Origin of the sequence: Streptococcus suis (genome assembly GCF_024509555.1) — a bacterium.
Classification (GTDB): domain Bacteria; phylum Bacillota; class Bacilli; order Lactobacillales; family Streptococcaceae; genus Streptococcus; species Streptococcus suis_AD.
Genome location: NZ_JAMWEL010000001.1, coordinates 135,667 through 161,214 on the forward strand (window position 1 = coordinate 135,667; position 25,548 = coordinate 161,214).

Genomic DNA, 25,548 nt, shown 5'->3' on the forward strand with positions numbered 1-25,548 from the left:
TATTTCCAACTTCAAACATTCCGCTGGATTGTTTGAACTCGCTTTGCCGTACTTTGCAGGGGTGACGTGCTCCGCAAGTGCAATCTCCAACATTGCACAGGCACTCGACTGTACAAGCTGTCTGCAGCTATTGAGGCGAACTTTGTTCGCTATGTCTCCAACCTCCAAAGGTTCCCCGAACCTTTGGAGCGAGTACTAAAAATAAACTAAAAGACTATAAATTAAAAGCGAGTGATTTAAGCTCCCTTTTTCTGTTTGGTTAGATTAAGTCCGAATGGGACAAGATTTTCTTCTTTTTTCAAAATCCGCTGGATATTTTCCTTGTGACGAATGATGACAAAACTGCCAAGAAAAACGATAATCACTGTAAAGAGCCAGTCGTAGCGTAGCAGGATGATTCCTGTTGCTGGAAATAGCAGAGCTCCTAAGATTGCTAAAGCAGCAGCCAATACGCTGGAGAAGGAAACCATCGAAGTGAGGTAAAGAGAAGTCACAAAAATGATGACTAGATAGAGGCAAAAAGCAGGTGCGATGCCCAGAAGCATACCAGCAGATGTTGCAACCGCTTTACCGCCTTTGAACTGGGCAAAGATAGGGAAGGTATGCCCTAAGACAGCCACCAATCCAAATACAACAGGGGAAATACCCTGAGCATGAAAAATAATTGGAAGCAGAGCAGCCAAGGTTCCTTTAAGGAAATCAATGACAAATACAATGGTCCCGGCCTTCGGACCTAAAATACGGAATGTGTTGGTTGTTCCAGTATTTCCCGAACCATGTTCACGAATGTTGATATTGAAAAAAGTTTGACCTATCCAAAGTCCTGACGGGATAGATCCCAATAAATATGCAATAAATAGTAAAATAAGATTGACTAACATGTTTTCATTATAGCATATTTTCATCTCATTTAGTCCAAAATCTTATTTTGTGAGTTGTCTCAGCCGATAGGCAACAGAAAAATTTTGCAAAAATGGCTAAAAACCTGTAAGATAGAAAGGATGATAAGTATGGAGGTCAGTTTTGGCTAAGAAAGAGATTAACATAAATAACTATAATGATGATGCCATTCAGGTACTGGAAGGGCTGGACGCCGTCCGCAAACGCCCAGGTATGTACATCGGCTCAACAGACGGGAATGGGCTTCACCACATGGTCTGGGAGATTGTTGATAACGCTGTCGATGAGGCTCTCTCCGGTTTCGGTGATCGGATTGATGTGACCATTAACAAGGACGGCAGTCTGTCCGTTTCCGACCGTGGACGTGGTATGCCCGTTGGTATGCACGCTACCGGCAAGCCAACCGTAGAAGTCATTTTTACCGTTCTCCACGCAGGTGGGAAGTTCGGTCAAGGTGGCTACAAAACTTCAGGTGGTCTCCACGGGGTTGGTTCTTCGGTGGTCAATGCCCTGTCCAGCTGGTTGGAAGTGGAGATTACCCGTGACGGTGCTGTTTACAAGCAACGCTTTGAGCAGGGCGGAAAACCAGTCACGACCCTAGAGAAGATTGGCACCGCACCAAAATCAAAAACAGGTACAAAGGTTACCTTTATGCCTGACGATACCATTTTCTCAACGACTGACTTCAGGTTCAACACCATTGCCGAACGCCTGAAAGAATCAGCTTTCTTACTCAAACAAGTCACCATGACTCTGACAGATGAGCGGACAGGCGAGCAGGAGGAGTACCACTACGAAAATGGCGTTCAGGACTTTGTTTCCTACCTCAACGAAGACAAGGAAACCCTGACACCTGTCCTCTATTTTGAAGGAGAAGATGCTGGTTTCCAAGTTCAAGTTGCCATGCAGTACAACGACGGCTATTCAGACAACATCCTCTCCTTCGTTAACAACGTTCGGACCAAGGACGGTGGTACCCACGAAACAGGTCTCAAACTAGCCATTACCAAGGCCATGAACGACTATGCTCGTAAGACCAACTTGCTCAAGGAAAAGGACAAGAACTTAGAAGGCTCTGACTACCGTGAAGGTTTGTCTGCGGTCCTTTCTATCCTTGTCCCAGAAGAGCATTTGCAGTTTGAAGGACAGACCAAGGACAAGCTGGGCAGTCCGCTTGCTCGTCCTGTGGTGGACGGCATTGTGTCGGACAAGCTGACCTTCTTCCTTTTGGAAAATGGGGAATTAGCTTCAAATCTAGTTCGTAAAGCCATTAAGGCGCGTGACGCCCGCGAGGCTGCGCGTAAGGCGCGTGACGAATCCCGAAATGGTAAGAAAAACAAGAAGGACAAAGGGCTTCTGTCAGGTAAGCTAACCCCCGCCCAGTCTAAAAATCCAGCCAAAAATGAACTCTATCTGGTCGAGGGAGATTCAGCCGGAGGCTCTGCCAAACAAGGCCGTGACCGCAAGTTCCAAGCCATTCTACCTTTGCGTGGTAAGGTTATTAACACTGCTAAGGCAAAAATGGCGGACATACTCAAAAACGAAGAAATCAACACCATGATTTACACCATTGGTGCTGGTGTTGGGTCAGATTTCACTATCGAAGATGTCAACTATGACAAGATTATTATCATGACCGATGCGGATACGGACGGAGCCCACATTCAGACTCTCTTGTTGACCTTCTTCTATCGTTATATGCGACCGCTAGTGGAAGCAGGACGGGTTTACATCGCCCTTCCGCCTCTCTACAAGATGTCCAAAGGTAAGGGCAAGACAGAAAAGATTGCTTACGCTTGGTCTGACGGGGAATTAGAAGATCTCCGCAAGGATTTTGGCAAGGGCTTTATCCTCCAACGCTACAAGGGTCTAGGTGAGATGAATGCCGATCAGCTCTGGGAAACAACCATGAACCCTGAAACCCGTACCCTTATCCGTGTCACCATTGAAGACCTAGCCCGTGCTGAACGCCGTGTGTCCGTCCTTATGGGGGACAAGGTCGAGCCACGCCGTAAGTGGATTGAAGACAATGTGAAGTTTACATTGGAGGAAGCGACAGCTTTTACCAAATAATCTCAGGGAAGTTGAGGTGCCATATGGTTTTAGAAAATAAATTGGGGATTGAAAATTCCGCTGAATTAGCTCGACTTGAAGAACAAATCAGTAAGAAAAAAGCAGCCCAACTGTTCGAAACTGGTCAGTTATTCCAGATAGAAGTTGGGACTTTTGCAGGTTTGGCACACATTCATCAGACTTTATTTGAGGATATTTATGATTTTGCAGGTAAAATTCGTGATGTCAACATTGCCAAGGATAATTTTCAATTTGCACCACGAATTTTTCTAGAGCAGTCTTTAGCCTATATCGACAAGCTACCTCACGAAACCTTTGATGAGATTGTTGACAAGTACGCAGATATGAACATCGCACATCCATTTCGAGAAGGAAATGGTCGCAGTATGCGTATCTGGTTGGATTGTATGCTACGGGATAGTTTGGGCAAGGTAGTTGATTGGAATAGCATTGATAAAGATGAATATTTCAATGCAATGGTTAGAAGCCATGTGTCAACAGGAGAGCTTAAATATCTGTTATTGCAAGCCTTAACGGAAGATCTTGGTCAGGCTACTTATTTCAAAGGTATTGACCATTCTTATTATTACGAAGGATACAACCTTTATCGCACTGAGGATTTGTAATTCTAGCACAAGCAAACTATGTGAGGTGTTTTATGCCACTAAGAGTAAAATTAACTGACCGTTTTCAAAAACAGCTGACTGAATGGGCTCAAAAGCGTAAGCCATTTAAAAACAAACAGGAGTTGGAAGAGAAATTTGACCAGGCGCTTGAAACCTGGAAATCGTCCAAGACTAGAGAACGGGCAGAGGCCTTGTTGTCTGATCAAGGGAAATTGGAACATTTTCTGCAAAATATCGAGAAGAAGTTGGCTCGACTACCGTTTGGTGGGGACAAGTTTTCAGCCATTCCGGGTATGATTTCCATGGTTCGAAGCTATGTCAAGCGAGATTACACGGTTTTACCGAAGGGAGCCATTTTGGCTACAATTGGAGCCTTGATTTACTTTTTCAGCCCTTTGGATGCTCTGCCTGATTTCCTATTCGGACCAGGCTTGCTGGATGATGCTTTTGTACTTAATGCCTGCCTCAAATTAGTTAAGTCAGATGTGGATGATTTCAGAAACTGGCAAGCAAGTCAGTGGAAGGTGGAAGAGTAGCTCTGCTATTTACAAAAGGAGTAGAAGTTGTTAGAAAAAGTCGAGCGATTTATTGCTGAAATCAATAGAATTGACAGAAAGTTTTCCAAAGATTATTTTGAAACCGGAAAGGTTGAAAAAGTCAATCTCAAACATACATTTACTAAGGTGCCAACTCAACCTATTCTGGCTTATCGACTCAACTTACACGAATCTATCAATGACTACTTGATGCGTGCAGATGTCAAGGATATTCCCTATTTTTATCGTGTCAAAACATCGGAATCCATTTTGGATAAGATTGAGCGTTTTAAGGAGAGAAATGAGGGATATCCTGTCAACTCCATTCTCAATGATATTTTTGGTGCTCGTATGATTTTGACTGCTGAGGAAATCGCGGAGGTTATGGAGCGTCTGGATGACTGGCAGGGAAAACATGGTCTGAAAAACTGGTATCTGCGAGATAAGGACGGCTATATTGGCATTCATATCTATTTCAAGAATAAGAGCAATTTTTACTATCCGTGGGAACTGCAACTGTGGGATGAGAAGGATGTAGAAGGTAATATTGCCAGTCATATCAAGTATAAGAGGAAGTTTGTTTGATATAAGTACGTTGTGCTTCTCTATCACAAATCAAATTTTTTATTAGAATTAGTTTAGGAGTTAATTTTAATGATATCTGAGAAAGTTGTATTGGATAAAATGGGATTCGCATGTCTAGAACTATTTTGTAAGAAGATAGGTGTCAGTTCATCGAATGTAATCTATTTAGAAAAACTGGGCTGGTTTATAGTAAATAATTTACAGCCGGACATACCTTATGTATCTATATATAGTGCTATGGATAAATGTATTCCTATTGTATATCAGAAACAGGAACAGAAGAAAGCAACAGAAATTGTAGCTATTTTAAAGGGTGGAAATACGCGAACAAAACGCAAAAGGAAAAAATTAAAACCTATAACTCCGTTAGCACTTGATTCAGATAGTTTTCGAATTGGTCACCTGTTAGCCCACTCTATTTTAGAGTATGTACAATTCGAGGACGGACAAGGTTTAAATTGTTTTCATCGATATAATTTATTTTATGAAACCAGAGAAGCGAATGAATTTACGAATAAGGGGTTTGAGCAAGATGTGATGCCCCAAAGACTTCTTGAAATAATAATTGAGAATGCGATTGGAATGGTAGATTATTCTAAAAATGACAGCAAAGGCTCACCTGAGAAAAAAAGACTTAGAGAATTTTATAACCTTCTTCGTGAGAAATCTCTAATACCTAAAGATGGGAGCTATGAATACTATCATCTACCAAAGAATAAAAAATTGATTTTTTATTCCAAGTTAATATACAATGATTCGTCTGATCCAATTCCGTCAGCAATTCATCTCCAATCAAAATCAGATGATATTAAATTATATTTCAACGTTATCATACCTAATATAAAAGATAGTAAATACAATTTTCAAGACGGCACGGATATTTTGTAAAAACGAGAATAGAGAGATAAACATTAAATGTCTAACATTCAAAACATGTCCCTTGAGGACATCATGGGAGAGCGTTTTGGTCGCTACTCCAAATACATTATTCAGGAGCGGGCATTGCCGGACATTCGTGACGGTCTCAAGCCCGTGCAACGTCGGATTCTTTATTCTATGAATAAGGATGGCAACACCTTTGACAAGGGCTACCGTAAGTCTGCCAAGTCAGTCGGGAATATCATGGGGAATTTCCACCCGCACGGTGATTCCTCTATTTATGATGCCATGGTCCGCATGAGTCAGGACTGGAAGAACCGCGAAATTTTGGTGGAGATGCACGGAAACAACGGTTCCATGGACGGCGATCCGCCAGCGGCCATGCGTTACACCGAGGCTCGCCTGTCGGAAATGGCTGGCTATCTCCTGGCCGACATCGAGAAAAAAACCGTGCCTTTTGCCTGGAACTTTGACGATACGGAAAAAGAACCCACGGTGTTACCAGCTGCCTTCCCTAATCTCTTGGTCAATGGAGCGACAGGAATTTCAGCAGGGTACGCGACTGACATCCCGCCACATAATCTGGCGGAGGTCATCGATGCCGTTGTTTACATGATTGATCATCCGACAGCTAAATTAGAAAAGTTGATGGAGTTCTTGCCTGGACCAGACTTCCCAACAGGTGCCATTATCCAAGGGGCTGACGAAATCAAGAAAGCCTATGAAACTGGTAAGGGCCGTGTAGTAGTTCGTAGCCGTTGTGACATCGAGCAGCTCAAGGCTGGTAAGAAACAGATTGTCATCACTGAAATTCCTTATGAGGTCAACAAGGCTGTTTTGGTCAAGAAGATTGATGATGTCCGTGTCAACAACAAGGTGCCTGGTATTGCCGAGGTGCGTGATGAGTCAGATCGGACAGGTCTGCGGATTGCCATTGAGCTGAAAAAAGATAGCGATGAGCAAACCATTCTCAACTACCTCTACAAATATACCGACCTACAAATCAATTACAACTTCAACATGGTGGCCATTGATAACTTCACACCGCGTCAGGTCGGCTTGCAGAAGATTCTGTCCAGCTACATCGCCCACCGCCGTGAGATTATCATTGCCCGGTCTAAGTTTGACAAGGAAAAGGCAGAAAAACGCCTCCATATCGTAGAAGGTTTGATTCGTGTCATTTCCATTTTGGACGAAGTCATTGCCCTTATCCGTGCTTCTGAGAACAAGGCTGACGCCAAGGAAAACTTGAAAATCAGCTATGATTTTAGTGAGGAACAGGCTGAGGCTATCGTGACCTTGCAACTTTACCGTTTGACAAACACCGATATTGTGACCTTGGAGAATGAAGAAGCAGCTCTACGCGAGCAGATTCAGACCTTGGCAGCCATTATTGGCGATGAGCGGACTATGTTCAATCTTATGAAGAAGGAACTGCGTGAGGTCAAAAAGCAGTTTGGAAATCCTCGTTTGAGTGAGTTACAAGATCAGGCAGAAACGATTGAGATTGACACCGCCAGCTTGATTGTCGAGGAAGAAACCTTTGTCAGCGTAACCAAGGCAGGTTACATCAAACGGACTAGTCCGCGTTCTTTCAATGCCTCAACGCTGGAAGAAATGGGCAAACGAGAGGATGACCAGTTGATTTTCTTGCAGAATGCCAAGACAACCCAGCACCTATTGCTCTTTACCAATCTTGGAAATGTCATCTACCGACCTGTCCATGAGTTGACAGATATTCGTTGGAAGGACATTGGTGAACACTTGAGCCAGACACTCATGAATTTTGAGACCAATGAAGAGATTATCTTCGCGGAACTGGTTGAGAATTTTGATGAGGGAACTTATTTCGCGGTGACCAAATACGGTCAAATCAAGCGTGTGGAGCGGAAGGAGTTTACTCCATGGCGGACTTACAAGTCCAAGTCAACCAAGTATGCCAAACTAAAAGATGCAGAGGATGTGGTAATTACCGTATCACCTGTGGTCTTGGACGACATTATGCTTATCACAGAAAAGGGCTACGCTCTGCGATTTAACATCGAAGAAGTGCCAATCATCGGTGCCAAGGCGGCCGGTGTCAAGGCGGTCAACCTCAAGGATGGGGATGTGGTGGCTGCGGCCTTTATCAGCAACACCAGTTCCGTCTATCTCCTGACCCAGCGTGGTAGCCTTAAGCGGATGGCGACGGAGGAAATCTCTGTGACCAGCCGTGCCAAGCGTGGTCTGCAGGTCCTTCGTGAACTCAAGGCTAAGCCTCATCGTGTCTTTGCGGCGGGTCCAGTCTTGACGGATCAGGGTGATTTTGACCTCTTTAGCACGGCAAATGAAGATGAAACGACAAGTCAAATCCTTCACGTTCAGTCCAAAACAGGCAAACTCTATGAGATTGATGTGACCCAACTCAGCCTGTCCGAACGCACCAGCAACGGTAGCTTTATCTCAGAAACCATTTCTGATGAGGAAGTGTTGACTGCCTGGGTGAAATAGGAGAAAAAAGTGAAGAAGAAACACCTTGTACTCCTGATTCTGATAGTCATCATGTTTTTGACATTGCTTGCCATGAATCTCTTTCCTGCTTTTGAGGAATGGCTTCACCAGTTGACTGGTTGGTACTAACAAATGAAGAAATCAACCCGCTCTGGCGGGTTTTTCTATTTTGAACTAGAAATGAACATTGAAGTTCTAATAGTAAGATGGTATAATAACAGATATAAATATAGTGTTTTTAGGCAGGTGACAAATATGATGAAACTAATTATTGGAATTATTTTAGTAATAATAACTGTTGGTCTTGCTTTTTTAAATCCTTTCTTGGCTGCTGGTCTTGCGGTTATTGGAATCTATGGGGTCTCAAAATTATAGGAGGTAGTATATGTCTGTTTTGAAAAAAATTCTACTGTTTTCTGTTCCACTATATGTCATCCTTTTATCTTTAATTTTACTCGGTCTAGCTTGGTTTAAAGGCTACGGAGCCGCTAGTACCATCAATGATCAGCCAGCTTCCGTTAGCAGTAGTGTTATGTACTTAGAGAAAGCTGAGGAAGTCGTCTTCTTAAATACTGGCATACAGAAGGTAATATCAAAATCAGAATTCACGGACCTGTTTGGTTTCAAGGTCCCAGAGTCGAAGAAAACAGCTTTGATTATACTACGCTATAAAGCGAAGTTTGGAATTAAGGAGTCTGTTGATATTGAGGAAGTAAAAGAGAATTCATATGTAGTTACTGTTCCAAAATTTGAAGTAATTGGAGTAGAGCCAGATGAAAAGGACCCCTATGAATTATATGACAAATCGGGTGAACTACTTAGTTATTCGACAAAGGATGTAGATACAGGAAAAATGGTTGTAGAAGGACTATCATCTAAAAATCAACGTGAATATTTGGAATACTACGAAGAATACATCAAAGAATCTGCGGAATCCTATTACAACAATATCATTAAGGCAATTAATCCTGAAGCCAAAGTGACAGTTGAATTTGAGTAATTTTGAAAGTCTGAATTCTCAGGCTTTTTCTAATGTTTCAAAATATTCTGAATTTTTCTTGAAATTCACTTTCAAAAGTAGTAAAATAGTAAAAAATACGTTTGGAGAAAACTTATGACAGTAAACATTGACTGGGAAAACCTTGGTTTTGCCTACATGAAATTGCCTTACCGCTTCATCGCTCATTTCAAAAATGGCCAGTGGTCTGAGGGGCAGCTGACTGAGGATGCAGAACTTCACATTTCAGAAAGCTCACCTGCCCTCCATTATGGGCAGCAAGCCTTTGAAGGTCTCAAGGCCTATCGCACCAAGGAGGGAAAACTCCAACTCTTCCGTCCTGACCAGAACGCCGAGCGCCTGCAACGAACAGCTAACCGCTTGCTCATGGAGCCTGTTCCGACGGAGCTCTTCATCAAGGCATGTAAAGAGGTGGTCAAAGCTAATGCGGACTACGTTCCTCCCTATGGAACTGGTGGTACGCTCTATCTCCGCCCGCTCCTCATCGGTGTCGGCGACATCATCGGCGTAAAACCAGCAGAAGAGTACATTTTCACAGTTTTTGCCATGCCGGTTGGTAACTATTTCAAGGGCGGCCTGGCTCCGACCAACTTCCTCATTCAAGACAAGTACGACCGTGCTGCACCAAACGGTACAGGTGCAGCTAAGGTTGGTGGTAACTACGCGGCGTCGCTCTTACCGGGCCAATATGCCAAAAAGCAGGGCTTCTCAGATGTCATCTACCTGGACCCAGCTACCCACACCAAGATTGAAGAAGTGGGCTCTGCAAACTTCTTTGGTATTACAGCTGATAATGAGTTTGTTACACCGATTTCACCATCAATCTTGCCGTCTATTACCAAGTATTCTCTCTTGTATCTAGCAGAGCATCGTCTGGGGATGAAGGCAGTGGAGCGTGAAGTCCTCGTCGAAGAATTAGACCAGTTTGTCGAAGCAGGAGCCTGCGGAACAGCAGCCGTTATTTCTCCAATTGGTGGTGTTCAAATCGCAGACAAACTCCATATTTTCCATAGCGAAACAGAGGTAGGACCAGTAACCCGCAAACTCTATGAAGAATTAACAGGCATCCAGTTCGGCGATATCGAAGCACCAGAAGGTTGGATTGTCGAAGTGGAATAAAATTTTCTCCTATTCAGTGAGAACTGGGTAGGAGTTTTTATGAACTTTTTTACTCACTTTCATTTTAATTATAAAAGATTATTTTATATGAGAGAGCTCTTGAATACTAAATGACAATAAATTTGTTATAATGGTATGGATTAAGATATATTTTCTGAATTTAGAAAGATAGAGATTTCATGGACAAAAAGACTGATGATATTATGAACATTTTTGAACTGATTAAGTTATTAAAAAAGAATTTTATTATGATTATAACTTGTGCTCTATTTGGTGGGTTTGTTATGGGCATGTATGCAAATTTTGCAGTGAAACCGCAGTATGATTCAAGTGCTCAACTCTTAGTTGCCCAGGATCCGATTGATATTGGTAGTGGTAATACTTATGTACAGGCAGCAAACTCTATCCGAACAAATTTGGAAATGATTCCCACCTATCGTGATATTCTCTATGGAGTGCCAGTACTTGGAAAGGTATCAGAAACGTTTGATGGTAAATATTCGGCAACAGATTTGAAAGCGCGTTTAAGCTTTGTTCAAACAGAGGATTCACAGGCCTTTGTTGTCAAACTTCGTATGGATGATGCTAAAGAAGCACAAGTTGTTCTTGAAGAAATCACAACTATTTTTAGTCAAACCTTGCAAGAAATATATAGCCAAGGTTTTGGTAAAGTGGTTGTTCTATCTCCTGCTTCTTTCAATAGCAATAAGGTGTCACCCAGTATTGTTAAGAATATTGTTTCAGGTATATTAGCAGGTGTATTCATTTCTTTTGGTTTCATACTATCTCGAAATATTCTGGACAATACTGTAAAAAATGATTCCTTGCTACAAAGCTATGATTTAACTCTATTGACTGAATTATACAACATGAGTACAAAAGATATTAGCGATGCCCATTATAAGTAAGCGAAATAGAAAGTGAGCTTTAAAATGTTTTTTGGCAGAAGAAAAAAACAAAAAGATTTAGACAGTCAACAAATACAAGGGTCTCCACTTTACTCAGTGACTCAGCCAACTAGTTTGAATGCAGAGCAGATTCGTGTTCTTCGTACCAATTTAGAGTATGTACAGTTGAATGGAAAGATTAAAACTATCGGAGTGACTTCCTCTATACCTGGCGAAGGAAAATCAACTGTATCAGCCAACTTAGCTCACAGTCTTGCATTGACCGGCAAGGAAGTACTGATTGTTGACGCTGATTTACGAAAACCTACCGTTCACCGTACTTTTAATATTTCAAATATGCACGGATTAACCGATCTTGTTATTGGAAAAGGGGGAGGATACACACCAGGTTTACATCATCTTACTGATTTAAATTTATATGTTCTTCCATCGGGTCCTATTCCACCAAATCCCTCTGAACTCTTACAATCAGAAAATATGGGCAAATTGATGACAACATTAGCAAATGATTTTGATTTTGTTATTTATGATTTACCACCTGTTAATAGCGTGACGGATGCACAGATTATGTCTAGAAAAGTAGACGGTATGATTCTAGTAGTTCGCCAAGAATATGTCTTAAAAACGGAACTTGAAAAAAGTTTAAGAAATTTGAAAAATGTTGATGCGAAGCTGCTTGGGTACGTGATGAATGATGTTGCAAAGGAACAAAAGGATTCTTACTATTATTATTAACAAAAATGGTAATGGAGCAAGTAGCAAACTTATAAAAAAGAGTTGAGTGTCGAACTCAGCTCTTTTGACTAGTTATCTAGTTAAAATGGTAGTTAGAAAGCGTCCAATTGAATAGCTTGTTGGCAATACATAGACTTTAATAATATAGCGGTGAAGAGGCAGTTCTGATTTGTAAAAAGTTGATAAATAAGGATTTTTAGTGTAGTCGAGTTTAGCTAGTTCGTATCTAGCCTCTTGATAGGCATTCTTATCTTCAGCTTTCACCGCATTAGCAACCATTTGGAGTAAATCTTCAATCATTTTGAAGGTAAAATAGTCCTTATAGTCTGGATTTCTTTCCCCCATAATGCGATTGTTTTCCATAGATTTCCAATTGTTTTGAGGATTTGGAGTAGTGCTAAGCGAACCCTCTCTAGATCGATAGATATATAGTTTTTCCGGAACAGTAGTGATGTGGCGAGCGTGAATCATCAGTTCAAAATAAATACCTTCTCCCATGCCTTTTAAAAATCGGAACTGAATTCTATCAATCAATTCTCTTGAAACAATCCGTGCAGTTGGTTGGGTATTATGAAAGATGTCCTTGAGTTCTGCTTTGCCATAAATGGCCTTATGCCAAACAGACTTTGTCTTACCATCAGAGGAAAAGGTGCCAGTATCACAAAGAACTAGGTCTGCCTGGTCCTTGATTGCCTGAAGATAGAGTTTTTCAAACATATCCTCTTTGACAAAGTCGTCCGAGTCAACAAATGCAATAAATTCTCCTGTGGCTAGATCGATTCCTTTATTCCTTGCTTCACCAACTCCAGTATTTACAGCTGACTCAACTAGAGTAATTCGTTGGTCTTTATTGGCATAATTTTTTAATATCGCCAAAGATAGATCGGTAGAGCAGTCATCAATCAAAATCAATTCGATATCGCTTAAGGATTGTTTTAGAATGGATTCAATACATTCACCAATGTAATCTTCAGTATTATACACTGGAACGATGATAGAAACTTTTGGCAAAACTTTCCTCCTCTCTTTGTTTTTCATTATACCATATCGCGAGGAATAGTTTTCTTTTTTATGGCTGTTTCCGATATTTTCATTTTTTTAAACGAGATGGTATAATACTGTGTTAGAAATTTTTTAGCCATACATAGTAGGGGGGTAGTGCTGTTTTTTTTAAGTAGGATTGGAGTGAAATGAAAGAGATTTTTAGATATTTTTTAAGAAAATCAGGGGAGGTAGGTTTTTATGGACAACACACTATTTAATAAATGGGGAATATATTTTTTCTATTTTTCGATGGCTATTTATCCTATCAGTATGGTTTTAAACCTTTTTTTTCAAAGCATAAACTTTGACTTGTTAGCAGGTAGAAGTATCTACTTGGGTTACGGTTTAGTCTATCTCTTTGCAATTATTGTATTTGTTAAATTTGGTTTTTCACTGAAAAGATTAGTGGCACTATATTTCATATATATTTTATACTTCATTATGTATTTGACCAGTCCTCAATCCGTTAAGTCGGTTTATACTAGCACAGTCATGATGATGATTTACGTCTATTACCTACCCTATTCAGTGCTTATATTAACTAGAATAAGTGATTTTCGTCAGCTATTCTCTAGTAAATTGATTGAATACACGAATTACGTTATCATAGTCAGCTCATTTATTGCCAAGTATTTCTTTCAGAATCAGACCAATTATATGACCTTTTCTTATCAGCTGTTACCAATTTGGATGCTATTTACCTTTAGTTTCATTCGCCGACCTACGCTGCTTAAGGCGGGAGTTGCCCTAGTTATGTTGCTAGAGGGAGTTATATATGGTGCTCGCGGTCCATTGATCTGGTTGGTTATCGGAGCAGTGGTCTATTTCATCTTTCTGGCGTTTGAAAACAACTTCATCAGCAACCTATCCTTGAAGAAATTATCACAAATCGTTCTATGGCTGGGGCTTTTCATAGGAATTTTCTCAGTTGCTAGAAAATCATTACCTGCACTCAATATTGAAAATTCTTATATTTTAAATCGCTTGGAGCAAGGGAGTATCGGAGTGAGTACAGGTAGAAATGAGATGATTGACATAGCCATCAACTATTTAAAACAGATGGGCGGTGAAATCAATGGTTTGTTTTTCGACCGTACCCTCATGCCCAATAATATTTACGTTCATAATTTTATATTAGAAACCTATCTATCATTTGGTTGGTTTATAGGTACACTAATTCTGAGTTCATTAGTTTATTTCATTGGAAAAACCTTCCTTTGCGCTAACAAAACAAATAAAATAGTTCTGATTTTTGCCGTTCCAGCCTTCTTTTTAAAATATTTTTTAACTGGAAGTATGTATGAAGGAGATAGTTTTATCATTATGATGGCACTTATTTGTACGATCTATAGTCAAGCAAAACAAGAAAGAAAAATGTGTGCTGCTGACTAATCAAAAAACTCTATTGTCCTAAGCTATTGGTAGCTACGGAGCAATAGAGTTTTTTGATTACTTGATCATTGAGAGAATATTTTTTTGAAGTATGAAGCGATTGAGGAGATAGGAAATTCCGCTAGTAAGGATGACACTACATAGACCAAATAGTCCCCAGCTCATAAAATTAGTAATCCATCTTGTCAACGGAAGGAAAAACAGACAGGAAGTAGATACAGTTAGCATATCAACCAATAGTTGCCATTTCAGATGGTGTAACTGTGCCTGTAGAATATGACGATAGCAGTACCAAATATAGTAAAATAGGCTAAATACTAGTGATATACTTGTTCCGATAGCTACCCCGATGAGCTGCCAATGGAAGACTAGGCCAATAGAGATGGCTAGATTAAGGAAGGCTTCCGAATAGGTTCCAACTTGTGTTTCCTTAAAACTTCCTGCTGAAAAAACCAGTGTACGATAAGGCAAGCGCAGGGCGTAGATAAAAATGGCAAAGGTCATTAGATATCCAAAAATGGGCTGGTTATAATTGGTATCTGTTATGTGTTGGGTATATATGATGACAAATGGAGTAATTAATTGGAAGGTAGTGCTTAACAAAATTGTGGCAGCGGTATGGATGGTCCATTCAATTTTCTTAAATTGTTCACGTAAAACAGTTCTATCTTCTAAATGGAGTGCTCGTCCAAGAAATGGTCGCAGACCGCTGGTTGCTGCGTTTAAGAAAGTCTTTATCCCCTGAAAAACGGTATTATAAACAGTGTAAACAGAGACCTGAGAAAGACTGGCGAAGAGTGAGAGGATGACCACATCTGTACTTTCTTGGATGGTATAGGCAATATGTTGACCAATACCATACCACTGTTGTTGGATTTTGTAGTTGTCATCAATATTCTTCTTAGAAATGTGGTAGTGCTTGTGGACATAGAAACTAATGCAGAAGGGTGGAAGTATGAACACGAGGGACGAAACAAATTTCACTAGGTAGATACTGTGACCACTGTTAATTAAGAAAATAGAAAGGGCTAAGTTAATGATATTTGCCGTTCCTTGCAGTAGTTCCTTGATATAAGCTCGTTGGTCGGAACCTAAAATAATTTGACTGGTAATACCTACAAAGAATTGCAGCAAGTGGGAGAGGGATAGAATGAGAGTTAGCCCGATAATTTGAATACTGGAAACATCGCCAGTTAATGTTTTAGGTAGGATTAGGCATAAGCAGCCAATATAGACCAACAAGGCCAGCCCAATCCGATTAAAAAAAACTCTGGATTTATAGTAAATAGATGATATTTGGTTGAAGTCACTATTTAATATTGGTCTATATAAACTCGCTTGAATAACGGTAGCCATTCCGAGATCGAGGAGGCTGATTAAATTGAGGTATTGGGAAATACTTGACATCAATCCGTTAATTTCTGAACCATAAGCAGTGATAAATAATCTTGGTAATATTAGACTGCAAATGATGGAGATACATTTATTGAGTATGGAAATTAGTCCATTGAGTTTTAGTGATTTTGTATTCATAGAGCTTGCAACTTTCTAATAAAAGACAAAAATTGTAAAGTCATTTTTTTTGATAAATGAAATGGATACTGATAAAATAATTTCGATAAATATCTTTTATTAGTATTATTTTGAAATAAAACTTTGTTTCACTTGTAATAGTTTTTTGAGTGTAGAATATCCAAAGAGGGAGCAGGTCCAATATAGAAAGGGAACAAATCTTGGTTTGATTTGAAGCGATTTCCATAATTGTTGACGAGTTTCTTTTATCTGTCCTAGTTTGAAGTAGCGCATAGCAAGATAATACTCCTGATAGGCCTGCAAGTCCTTTTCTGGAAGCACCTGTAATGTTTGGTTGATGGCGCGTGCTCTTTGGGATACAATTTGATATCCTTGAATGACCTTGGTAGCATTTTTGGAAATACTGTCTTCTTGCACCTCATAGGCAACCAAATCTTCTGCCAGTTTGTAGCCCTGACTGACTTGGAGGAGTTTTAGGAACAAGTCCCAGTCTTGACAGCTGAGTAGATTACTATCTAATCCACCGACCTGTTGAAATAGCTCCTTCCTCACCATTAGGGTAGAGAATCCACCTAGGTTATTTTGCTTAATTGTTTCTTTTAGTGGAATAATTCCTTCTGAAAGGGGGTGCACCGCTTTTGCGCCGAAACCAGTCACAACAAAACCAACTTCTGGTCGGTCTTGTAAAATACGAACTTGTTTTTCAAGTTTTGTTGGTAGAAAATAATCATCCGAATCAAGGAAGGCAATGTACTCTCCTCTTGCCTTTTCTACCCCGATACTTCGACAAGCATTGGCACCACTATTTTCCTCAACGACAAAGAGTGAAAGATTGTCCTGTTGCTTTTGTAAGTCTCGAATAATCGAAACGGATTGGTCAGTTGATTTATCGTCAACAATGATAATTTCCAAATTTGGATAATGTTGTTGATTGACGCTTTCGATGGCTCTTTGGATTAGAAGTTGGCGATTAAAGTTTGGTATTATGACTGAGATAAATGGTTTCATGAAAATATCTTTCTAAATTTCTACATTCAATATTACAACAGGATAGACTTTTTTTCAAATCTCGTCAATTGGTATGATTTGATTAACGAATTGAACTTGAACCTTTTCAAAGGTAGATAAAAATAGATAATGAACAATATGAATTGATACAGGAAACAAGATAAATGATGAACCAAGTATATGATACTCCACTAGTTAGTGTCATTATTCCAGTATATAATGCCTCACAGTTTATTGAAGAAACCATTCAGTCTGTCCTTGAACAGACTTATCAGCATTTTGAAATCATCCTTGTCGATGATGTTTCAACAGACGCATCGGTATCTATCATTAGAAAAATGATGGTGACAGACAAGCGTATTTCCTTGTTTGAGAACGATGTCAATTCAGGGGTAGCCATTGCAAGAAATAGGGGAGTTGCAGCTTCGACAGGTCGCTATATTTGTTTCTTAGATGCCGATGATCTTTGGTTACCGACAAAACTGGAAAAGCAAGTGGCCTTTGCCTTGAACAATGGCTATGCATTCACTTTTACATCTTACCAATTTGCAGATGAGAGCGGGACCGCTCTAAAGGCACCTCTCCATGTACCAGGGAAGATTTCTTATCAACAAGCACTTGGTAATCACACGATTTTTACATCGACGGTCATGCTAGATCTTAATCAGCTTACTAAGAAAGATATTGAAATGCCCGATGTTCGTAGGGGACAGGATACTGCTACCTGGTGGAAGATCCTGAAAATGACAGACTACGCTTATAGTATGGATGAGGCCCTTTCTATCTACAGAAGAACATCTGTATCCTTGTCAGCTAATAAGTTTGCCGCTGTAAGACGTACCTGGAATTTATTTAGAAATGTTGAAGGTCTATCATTGTGGCAAACCATTCCTCCATTTTGTAGCTATGCCATAAATGCAATAAAAAGAAGATTATAAGGAGAAATGATGGTTGTACTCGTCGCAACATTAAATACAGAAAATGTCCCTAAACTGATTGAAGAAATGAATTTGAAAGCAGTAGATACCATCGTGATCAACCAATCAAGTACAGGTAAAGTAGGGACAATCATCGAGCAGAACGGTCAAGCAACCATTGTCCATAGTGAACGACTTGGTTTGAGTGCTAGTCGTAATGAAGCGATTTCTTATGCTAAGAATGAAGATATCTGTCAGATTGCTGATGATGATATGATTTTTGTTGACAATTATAAGGAAATTGTTGAGAATGCCTACAAGGAATTTCCAGAAGCAGACGTAATTGTTTTTTATGTTGATCTTGAAAATCATGCTATCGCAAGAAGTAGCATTCCCAAGGGTAGAATGCAGTATCTTCATGCCATGCGTACCTCATCCGTTCAAATCAGTTTTAAAAAGTCCAGCTTAGAGAGAGTAGGACTTAATTTTGATGAACGATTTGGCATCGGGGCAACATATGGTTCGGGCGAAGAGAATATTCTCTTGTTTGACGCACTTAGAAATGGCTTAAAACTTTATAGCTATCCCGTAAAAATTGCTTCCTTACGGAAAAGAGAATCTCACTGGGACAGGTCACACACTCCTGAAAACTGTCGCAAACGTGGTGCTATATATAAGCGGATGACAAACTATTGGTATTGGATATTGATTATCCAATTTGCTATTCGTAAGCGAAAGCAAATGTTACCTGAAATTTCCTTATTTGATAATATCAGCTATATGTTTCAAGGAGCTAGAGAATTTTCTAGGTTAAAATAATATAATGATACAAACATCGAAAAATATGTTATAATTAAGGAAAAATGGTGGATACAATTTAAATTTACAAATTAGTTGGTAAATAATTGCCGAAATAAATAAGGATTGGTAGAGGTTGTGTATATAAAAAATAGATTATGGATAAAGTTTGCCGCGTTTATCGAGGCAATCATAGTTGTTACAACTATATTTTTAATACTTAGTCTGTTTCAGATTGTTGATATTAATGTATTAGATTTAAAATTTACGTTGCCGGTGCTACCATGGATAATCATTTTTTATATTTTCTTGAGTAGAGCTTTCGATACCCATATATATTATAATCGAACAATTAAGGGTGATATTCTTAACTCCTTTTTTGTCCAACTATTCTTTTTGAGTGGGTTATCAATAGTTGGACATCCATTTATAGCTTCATTTCCCTTTTCTTTAGTATCATTTGTTACTATTCTTATTCTAGGAACGGGTTTATCAAGCATGGTACATCTCATTCTTTTTAAAATAAATGAGGGAAGAGTAAAAAGAAGACGCCTTTTGATAGTAGGTGGCGAATCTTCTGTACTCGAAGCGGTGAGGAATTTTCAAACATCTAGTGAGTCCTTGCATAAAGTAACCCATTTGGTTGTTAATCACTTTTTAGAATCTATCAGGAAAGTTGTAGATGAGATTGACGCTGTTTATATCGCAGGGGACATTGACAGTAGAACTAGATTAGCAATTTATGACTACTTGATTTCTCAAGGTAAAATCCTCTATCTGACAACAAACGTTGAAAATTCAATCGCTCTTAACGCACAATTGATCAATATATCTGATGAGAGTATGATTCAAATTTCACCATATTATCTATCTGTTGGTCAAGCATTTGTAAAACGGATATTTGATATTCTGATGGCTGGTCTATTGTTGCTATTATCAAGTCCCATTTTCATCTTAACGGTGATTCTAATTAAGCTAGAAAGTCCAGGACCAATCTTATATCGTCAAGATAGGATAACAAAGGGAAATCATGTGTTTTCAATCTTAAAATTTCGGTCAATGAGACAAGATGCAGAGCGAACTTCAGGTCCAGTTTTAGCTCGTGCAAATGATAACCGAGTTACACGAATTGGTAAGTTTATTCGCAGAACTCGAATTGATGAGTTACCGCAGTTGATAAATGTCTTAAAAGGGGATATGTCCATGGTCGGACCACGACCAGAACGACCATTCTTTGTTGAGCAGTTCAATCAGGAAAATGTTTATTATTCGCTCCGTCATAATGTACCAGCAGGTATTACAGGTTATGCACAGGTTTATGGAAAATATACTTCCGATTTTCAGAGTAAATTGAAATTTGATTTGCTGTATATCAAGCAATATTCTATCCTGCTAGATGTTAAGTTAATACTAAAAACTTTTGTCATACTCCTTGATAAGACAAGTTCTCGCGGGAAATCAGAGGAGAATGATAAAGAAATAAATCTGGAGAAACTTGCTGAAACTATTAAAATACTGAGCTAGTTTTTAGAATCTGTAACTGCAGGTAATAGAGAGTGCTCTTGTGATAGAGCAATGAGGAAATGTTTATGAATAAAACATTAGAACAAGATAAAGACAGTAGAAATCAGATAACTGATATAGCAGGGCTTGAAAATACCATCGCAGTTGTTGGTTTAGGCTATGTAGGAATGTCCATTGCAGTTCTGTTAGCGCAAAATAATAAGGTTTACGCTGTTGATATCAAAGAAGAACGAGTTGAGAAGGTGCGGTCTAAAAAATCTCCAATCCAGGATGATTATATCGAACGATTTTTAAAAGAGGAAAGCATATTCTTAGAAGCTACAACAGATGCTGAATCAGCCTATAAAGCAGCTGATTTTGTGGTGATTGCTACTCCGACCAATTATGACGATAAGACTAATTATTTCGATACAAGCTATGTTGAAAGTGTTATAAATGAGGTCTTGGCAGTAAATCCTAATGCCCTCATGATTGTGAAGTCAACAGTTCCAGTAGGTTTTACATTGAGAATGCGTCAAAAATACCAAACTGAGAACATTGTCTTTAGCCCAGAATTTCTTAGAGAATCTAAGGCACTCTATGATAATCTCTTTCCATCACGTATCATCGTTTCCACAGAAACGACAGACTCTCCTAGGACGAAAATGGCTGCTCAATTATTTGGTGATTTACTGGCACAGGCTGCCCAGAAGACTGATATCCCAATATTGATAATGGGTGCCACGGAAGCAGAGGCTGTTAAGCTTTTTTCCAATACCTATTTAGCCTTACGAGTTTCTTACTTCAATGAATTGGATACTTATGCGGAACTGAATAATTTACGGGCAGAAGACATTATTAAGGGTGTTGGTTTAGATACGCGAATTGGTCAGCACTATAACAACCCTTCGTTTGGTTATGGAGGCTATTGTTTGCCTAAGGATACCAAACAATTACTTGCCAATTATCAGCAAGTCCCACAAAACATGATTTCAGCTATTGTTGAAGCCAATCGAACTCGAAAAGATTTTATTGCGGAACAAGTTATCAAATTTGCTGAGAAAATACATGCCACTGCCAGTAATAAACCAGTAACTGTGGGTGTTTACCGTCTGACTATGAAAACTAACTCGGATAATTTTAGGCAAAGTTCTATTCAGGGCGTGATGAAACGTCTTCAGAAAAAGGGAGTAGATCTAATCATCTATGAACCAACTCTTCCCGATAACTCATTTTTTGAAGGGTGGAAAGTGGTGAATGACATCAATCTTTTTAAGCAAAAAACAACGGTCATTATTGCCAATCGCTTTGAAGAATGTTTGCAGGATGTTGAAAATAAAGTCTATTCTAGGGATATTTTCAGAAGAGATTGATGTGTATCATTTCAATCTAAATGAAGGGCTTGCACTTGCAAGCTCTTCTATTTTTTTGTAGAATAGTAAAAGTGAGGTTTGAAAATGAGTAAAAAAGATAAAAAAATTGAAATTCAAATTGAAGATAGTAAAGTCTTGGTTAATAAGGAAGAGTTTGCTGGTTACCGCTTAGTAATTGGTAAAAAAGTTATCGGTGAAATTGCAGAATTGGCAGAAAATAATTTTGCCGTTGTAAAAAATGGCAATACCGAAAGCTTTTATAAAAAACTAGAAAAAGCAGTCGGAAATATCATAGAAAATTATAATTTAAGTCACTAAAAGGCTTGTAATAGTCACTATTTTATGTTAGAATAGTGACTGTTAGTGTATGGAAAGATAGCGAAGAGGCTAAACGCGGCGGACTGTAAATCCGCTCCTTCGGGTTCGGGGGTTCGAATCCCTCTCTTTCCATGTCTAAGATACTAAGGCATCAAACGCACAGTAAAAATAGGAAGTTGACAGCAAATCTTGATTTACTGGTAACTTATCTTTTATACATAACGTTTAGCCTGAATTCATTTCAGAATACTATCTTAGAAAAATGTTTTGGGGTATCGCCAAGCGGTAAGGCAAGGGACTTTGACTCCCTCATGCGTTGGTTCGAATCCAGCTACCCCAGTAAAGGTACTAGATATAGTCTAGTTCGTCAAAGATGTCTAATTGTTGTTGTCCTTGCGTGTGCCTTAAATAAAATATATTTTATGTTGGGTCGAAAGACCTGATTGTCGGAGGTTTTTTTATAATGAACGAATTTGAAGATTTGTTGAACAGTGTAAGCGAAGTTACACCTGGTGATGTGGTAACTGCAGAAGTTTTGACAGTTGATGCTGGTCAAGCAAACGTAGCTATCTCAGGTACTGGTGTTGAAGGCGTATTGACTCTTCGTGAGTTGACTAACGACCGTGATGCTGATATCAACGACCTTGTTAAAGTTGGTGAAACGCTTGAGTTGCTTGTACTTCGCCAAGTTGTTGGTAAAGATACAGACACTGTTACATATCTTGTATCTAAAAAACGTTTGGAAGCACGTAAAGCATGGGACAAACTTATTGGTCGTGAAGAAGAAGTTGTTACTGTTAAAGTAACTCGTGCCGTAAAAGGTGGTCTTGCAGTTGAATTTGAAGGTCTTCGTGGCTTCATTCCAGCTTCTATGATCGATAGCCGTTTCACTCGTAACACTGAGCGTTTCGTAGGTCAAGAATTTGATGCTAAAATCAAAGAAGTTGATCCTGCTGAGAACCGTTTCATCTTGTCACGTCGTGACGTTGTTGAAGCAGAATCTGCAGCTGCACGTGCTGAAGTATTTGGTAAATTGGCAGTTGGTGAAGTTGTAACTGGTAAAGTTGCACGTATCACAAGCTTCGGCGCATTCATCGACCTTGGTGGTGTAGATGGTTTGGTACACTTGACTGAATTGTCACACGAGCGTAACGTATCTCCTAAATCAGCTGTAACAGTTGGTGAAGAAGTGGAAGTTAAAGTTCTTGCAATTGATGAAGTTGAAGGTCGCGTATCATTGTCATTGAAAGCTACACAGCCTGGCCCATGGGATGGCGTTGAGCAAAAATTGGCAGCTGGCGATGTGATCGAAGGTAAAGTAAAACGCTTGACTGACTTCGGTGCTTTTGTTGAAGTATTGCCAGGTATCGATGGTTTGGTACACATTTCACAAATTTCACACAAACGTGTTGAAAATCCAAAAGATGCTTTGTCAGTAGGTCAAGAAGTTACTGTTAAAGTTCTTGAAGTGAACGCTGCTGATGAGCGTGTATCACTTTCTATCAAAGCTTTGGAAGAGCGTCCAGCAGCTGCTGAAGGCGAAGAAAAAGCTGAAAAACGTGCTCCACGTCCACGTCGTCAAAAACGTGAAGAAAAACGTGATTACGAATTGCCAGAAACACAATCTGGTTTCTCAATGGCTGATCTTTTCGGTGACATTGAATTGTAATTCAAATAAAAACTTGCCTAGTGCAAGTTTTTCCTTTCCGTCCTTAGTGTAATGGATATCACGTAAGATTCCGGTTCTTGAGATGGGGGTTCGATTCCCTCAGGACGGACTAAAAAGCCTGGTGTACAGGCTTTTTTATTTTATATTCTACGGAGGTTGTGAGATGTTACATTTTGAAAATGACTATAACAAAGGTGTCCATCCCGCCTTGCTAGAAGCCTTAGTTGCAAGCAACCAAGAAGGTTTATCTGGATATGGCACTGATAAATATACTGAATCTGCTATCGAAAAAATCAGACTTGCTACGGACTGTCCTAATGCACAAGTTACGTTTTTAGCAGGTGGTACGCAGACCAATCAGATTGCCATCAATTCCATGCTGGCTTCTTATGAGGGTGTGATTGCTGCGGATACTGGGCATATTTCTACACATGAGGCTGGTGCTATTGAATTTTCTGGACACAAGGTTTTGACACTGCCGCATCATGAAGGGAAAATAACTGCAAGTGAGGTTGATAACTTCATCAAAGATTTCTATGCTGATGCTAACCATGCTCATATGGTTCATCCAGGAATGGTTTATATTTCCCACCCGACTGAATATGGTACGCTTTATAGCAAAACAGAGCTAGAAGACTTGTCCAAAGTTTGCCAACAGCACAATATACCTCTCTTTTTAGACGGTGCTCGCTTGGGTTATGGGCTTGCTGCACGCGATACGGATCTTGATTTGCAGACCATAGCAGAGCTGACAGATGTTTTCTACATTGGCGGGACAAAACTTGGTGCCTTGTTGGGAGAAGCACTTGTCTTTACAAAGAATAATCAGCCGAAGAATTTTGTATCTATTGTCAAACACCACGGTGCTCTGTTGGCTAAGGGACGTTTGATTGGGGTCCAGTTTGATCGATTGTTCACTGATGACTTGTATCTTGAATTGGGGCGTCATGCTATCGCAATGGCAGAGCAGCTTATAGAGATTTTGGAAGAAAAAGGATTTCAATTCTACCTCAAATCACCGACCAATCAGCAGTTTGTCATCGTCAAAAATGAAGAGTTGCCGAAATTGTCTGAATCAGGTATTGCTTACAGTTTCTGGGAAAAATATGACGATAGTCACAGTATCATCCGCTTTGCAACTAGCTGGTCAACTAGCCAAGAAGATATGGAAGCCTTGAGAAATAGATTATAGAAACTAAAAAAGAAAGGGTTAACCTTTCTTTTTTGTCTGTAAATAGTGATAGCGATAGACAGCATACCGTTCAATAAGGCGGTAGCCTATTCCTCCTAAAATTGCTTTGATGATAAAGATAAGGTGTTTTGATAGGGGGGCCTGGACAGTCAATCCAAAAAGTATTCCTAAGATTACCCAAACTAGTACCGCCCACCAAAGCTCTTTAAACGGAGTATATTGTCCATCTCTTTCTTTGACTTCATTCGATACTCTAACTGCACAGCTAGATAAGATAACTATGGGAAGAAGAGAATTGGTGTTAAACGGTTCTGGTAAAAATGATGCTAGCAGGAAGATTTCAATGAATGAAAATAACAATAACCAAACTAAAATAGGTATTCTAAAAATAAAATATTTCATACAGCACCTCCTAGATTTAGTATATCAAACCAAGAGCAGTTGTGCAAATATTTATCTGGTTATTCTTGGGAAGAACTTGTGGATGCTTCAGTAGAGTTTTCTGTACTACTCGTTGTTACTGTTGTACTAGTTTGGATTTCTTGACTAGACGAAGTTTCTGTGACGCTAGAAGAACTGCTCTTCTCAGTAGTAGAACTACTGTATTCTCCATTTGGAGATATTATTTCAGCGCTTGGGATTGTCACACTATTGTTTTTCCCTATTTGATTGATTGAAGACGACCGGCCTTGGTCGGTTGAAGATTCTGTGGTCACTGAGCTGCTGGGAGTAGTAGTGGTTGCATTTGAAGGTACTGAGAAAGTATAAATGGTAATACATGCAGTAATAATACCTAAAATAGAACCGATGAAGGTTAAAAATTTTTGTAGTTTTGTTAAGGCAGAACCATGTTCTTTTCTATTTGTTGATTTCATGTGCTATCCTCCAAATCCATCATAAAAAAACAAGTTTAAAACCATCTTAAAGATTGG

General features: G+C 39.4%; 24 protein-coding genes and 3 tRNA genes. 21 read left to right on the forward strand and 6 right to left on the reverse strand.

The window, feature by feature from the left end:
• Positions 1–236 precede the first annotated feature (236 nt).
• Positions 237–881, reverse strand: a complete 645-nt coding sequence (gene plsY, locus NF418_RS00655) for a glycerol-3-phosphate 1-O-acyltransferase PlsY (protein WP_256777981.1) — start codon at positions 879–881, stop codon at positions 237–239.
• Positions 882–1,023: 142 nt separating this feature from the next.
• Between plsY and parE the strand changes: the two genes are divergently transcribed.
• From parE to NF418_RS00705, 10 genes are all read left to right on the forward strand, one after another.
• The gene (gene parE / locus NF418_RS00660) at positions 1,024–2,973 is read left to right on the forward strand and encodes a DNA topoisomerase IV subunit B (protein ID WP_256777982.1); all 1,950 of its coding nucleotides are present in this window, start codon (positions 1,024–1,026) and stop codon (positions 2,971–2,973) included.
• Positions 2,974–2,996: 23 nt separating this feature from the next.
• Positions 2,997–3,599: a protein adenylyltransferase Fic gene (gene fic / locus NF418_RS00665; protein ID WP_256777983.1), complete on the forward strand. Its 603-nt coding sequence runs from the start codon at positions 2,997–2,999 to the stop codon at positions 3,597–3,599.
• A 32-nt stretch (positions 3,600–3,631) separates the two neighbouring features.
• Positions 3,632–4,135 (forward strand): YkvA family protein, encoded by a 504-nt coding sequence (locus NF418_RS00670; protein ID WP_256777984.1) that lies wholly within the window; start codon positions 3,632–3,634, stop codon positions 4,133–4,135.
• Between the two features lie 27 nt (positions 4,136–4,162).
• The gene (locus NF418_RS00675) at positions 4,163–4,720 is read left to right on the forward strand and encodes a GTP pyrophosphokinase (protein ID WP_256777985.1); all 558 of its coding nucleotides are present in this window, start codon (positions 4,163–4,165) and stop codon (positions 4,718–4,720) included.
• Between the two features lie 69 nt (positions 4,721–4,789).
• On the forward strand, positions 4,790–5,608 hold the full coding sequence (locus NF418_RS00680) for a hypothetical protein (RefSeq protein WP_256777986.1): 819 nt from the start codon (positions 4,790–4,792) through the stop codon (positions 5,606–5,608).
• 27 nt (positions 5,609–5,635) lie between these two features.
• Positions 5,636–8,089 (forward strand): DNA topoisomerase IV subunit A, encoded by a 2,454-nt coding sequence (gene parC, locus NF418_RS00685; protein WP_256777987.1) that lies wholly within the window; start codon positions 5,636–5,638, stop codon positions 8,087–8,089.
• A 385-nt stretch (positions 8,090–8,474) separates the two neighbouring features.
• The gene (locus tag NF418_RS00690; RefSeq protein ID WP_256777988.1) at positions 8,475–9,089 is read left to right on the forward strand and encodes a DUF4230 domain-containing protein; all 615 of its coding nucleotides are present in this window, start codon (positions 8,475–8,477) and stop codon (positions 9,087–9,089) included.
• 114 nt (positions 9,090–9,203) lie between these two features.
• On the forward strand, positions 9,204–10,226 hold the full coding sequence (locus NF418_RS00695) for a branched-chain amino acid aminotransferase (protein ID WP_256777989.1): 1,023 nt from the start codon (positions 9,204–9,206) through the stop codon (positions 10,224–10,226).
• A 179-nt stretch (positions 10,227–10,405) separates the two neighbouring features.
• Positions 10,406–11,134 carry a YveK family protein gene (locus NF418_RS00700; RefSeq protein WP_256777990.1) on the forward strand — a complete coding sequence of 243 codons (729 nt, stop codon included), beginning with the start codon at positions 10,406–10,408 and terminating at the stop codon, positions 11,132–11,134.
• Positions 11,135–11,158: 24 nt separating this feature from the next.
• On the forward strand, positions 11,159–11,869 hold the full coding sequence (locus NF418_RS00705; RefSeq protein ID WP_171998922.1) for a CpsD/CapB family tyrosine-protein kinase: 711 nt from the start codon (positions 11,159–11,161) through the stop codon (positions 11,867–11,869).
• A 72-nt stretch (positions 11,870–11,941) separates the two neighbouring features.
• On the opposite strand, the gene NF418_RS00710 is transcribed toward NF418_RS00705, so the two are convergent.
• The gene (locus tag NF418_RS00710) at positions 11,942–12,880 is read right to left on the reverse strand and encodes a glycosyltransferase family 2 protein (RefSeq protein WP_256777991.1); all 939 of its coding nucleotides are present in this window, start codon (positions 12,878–12,880) and stop codon (positions 11,942–11,944) included.
• Positions 12,881–13,111: 231 nt separating this feature from the next.
• On the opposite strand from NF418_RS00710, the gene NF418_RS00715 reads away from it, so the two are divergent.
• Positions 13,112–14,305, forward strand: coding sequence for a hypothetical protein (locus tag NF418_RS00715; protein ID WP_256777992.1), 1,194 nt, complete (start codon positions 13,112–13,114; stop codon positions 14,303–14,305).
• 57 nt (positions 14,306–14,362) lie between these two features.
• Here NF418_RS00715 and NF418_RS00720 read toward each other — a convergent pair whose 3' ends face one another.
• A complete protein-coding gene (locus NF418_RS00720) occupies positions 14,363–15,838 on the reverse strand; it encodes a lipopolysaccharide biosynthesis protein (RefSeq protein ID WP_256777993.1) in 1,476 nt (491 codons plus the stop codon).
• A gap of 105 nt (positions 15,839–15,943) precedes the next feature.
• Entirely contained in the window at positions 15,944–16,846 is a 903-nt protein-coding gene (locus NF418_RS00725) for a glycosyltransferase family 2 protein (RefSeq protein ID WP_256777994.1), read from the reverse strand.
• 164 nt (positions 16,847–17,010) lie between these two features.
• Between NF418_RS00725 and NF418_RS00730 the strand changes: the two genes are divergently transcribed.
• The 10 genes from NF418_RS00730 (at position 17,011) to NF418_RS00775 (ending at position 24,616) form a co-directional block, all read left to right on the forward strand.
• Positions 17,011–17,784 carry a glycosyltransferase family 2 protein gene (locus NF418_RS00730; RefSeq protein ID WP_256777995.1) on the forward strand — a complete coding sequence of 258 codons (774 nt, stop codon included), beginning with the start codon at positions 17,011–17,013 and terminating at the stop codon, positions 17,782–17,784.
• A gap of 9 nt (positions 17,785–17,793) precedes the next feature.
• Positions 17,794–18,582, forward strand: a complete 789-nt coding sequence (locus NF418_RS00735; RefSeq protein WP_256777996.1) for a glycosyltransferase — start codon at positions 17,794–17,796, stop codon at positions 18,580–18,582.
• A gap of 117 nt (positions 18,583–18,699) precedes the next feature.
• Positions 18,700–20,085: a sugar transferase gene (locus NF418_RS00740; RefSeq protein WP_256777997.1), complete on the forward strand. Its 1,386-nt coding sequence runs from the start codon at positions 18,700–18,702 to the stop codon at positions 20,083–20,085.
• 167 nt (positions 20,086–20,252) lie between these two features.
• A complete protein-coding gene (locus NF418_RS00745; protein WP_373325938.1) occupies positions 20,253–21,437 on the forward strand; it encodes a nucleotide sugar dehydrogenase in 1,185 nt (394 codons plus the stop codon).
• An 84-nt stretch (positions 21,438–21,521) separates the two neighbouring features.
• Entirely contained in the window at positions 21,522–21,755 is a 234-nt protein-coding gene (locus NF418_RS00750) for a DUF2969 domain-containing protein (RefSeq protein WP_099806657.1), read from the forward strand.
• A 51-nt stretch (positions 21,756–21,806) separates the two neighbouring features.
• A tRNA-Tyr gene (locus NF418_RS00755) sits at positions 21,807–21,887 on the forward strand.
• A gap of 136 nt (positions 21,888–22,023) precedes the next feature.
• Positions 22,024–22,095, forward strand: a tRNA-Gln gene (locus NF418_RS00760).
• A gap of 123 nt (positions 22,096–22,218) precedes the next feature.
• Entirely contained in the window at positions 22,219–23,424 is a 1,206-nt protein-coding gene (gene rpsA / locus NF418_RS00765; protein WP_256777999.1) for a 30S ribosomal protein S1, read from the forward strand.
• 37 nt (positions 23,425–23,461) lie between these two features.
• A tRNA-Arg gene (locus NF418_RS00770) sits at positions 23,462–23,533 on the forward strand.
• A gap of 54 nt (positions 23,534–23,587) precedes the next feature.
• Positions 23,588–24,616: a threonine aldolase family protein gene (locus tag NF418_RS00775; protein ID WP_256778000.1), complete on the forward strand. Its 1,029-nt coding sequence runs from the start codon at positions 23,588–23,590 to the stop codon at positions 24,614–24,616.
• 18 nt (positions 24,617–24,634) lie between these two features.
• Here the strand turns inward: NF418_RS00775 and NF418_RS00780 are convergent, their stop codons facing one another.
• Both NF418_RS00780 and NF418_RS00785 read right to left on the reverse strand, forming a co-directional pair.
• Positions 24,635–25,018, reverse strand: a complete 384-nt coding sequence (locus tag NF418_RS00780; RefSeq protein ID WP_256778001.1) for a hypothetical protein — start codon at positions 25,016–25,018, stop codon at positions 24,635–24,637.
• A gap of 59 nt (positions 25,019–25,077) precedes the next feature.
• Positions 25,078–25,491, reverse strand: coding sequence for a DUF6556 family protein (locus NF418_RS00785; protein WP_256778002.1), 414 nt, complete (start codon positions 25,489–25,491; stop codon positions 25,078–25,080).
• Positions 25,492–25,548 lie beyond the last annotated feature (57 nt).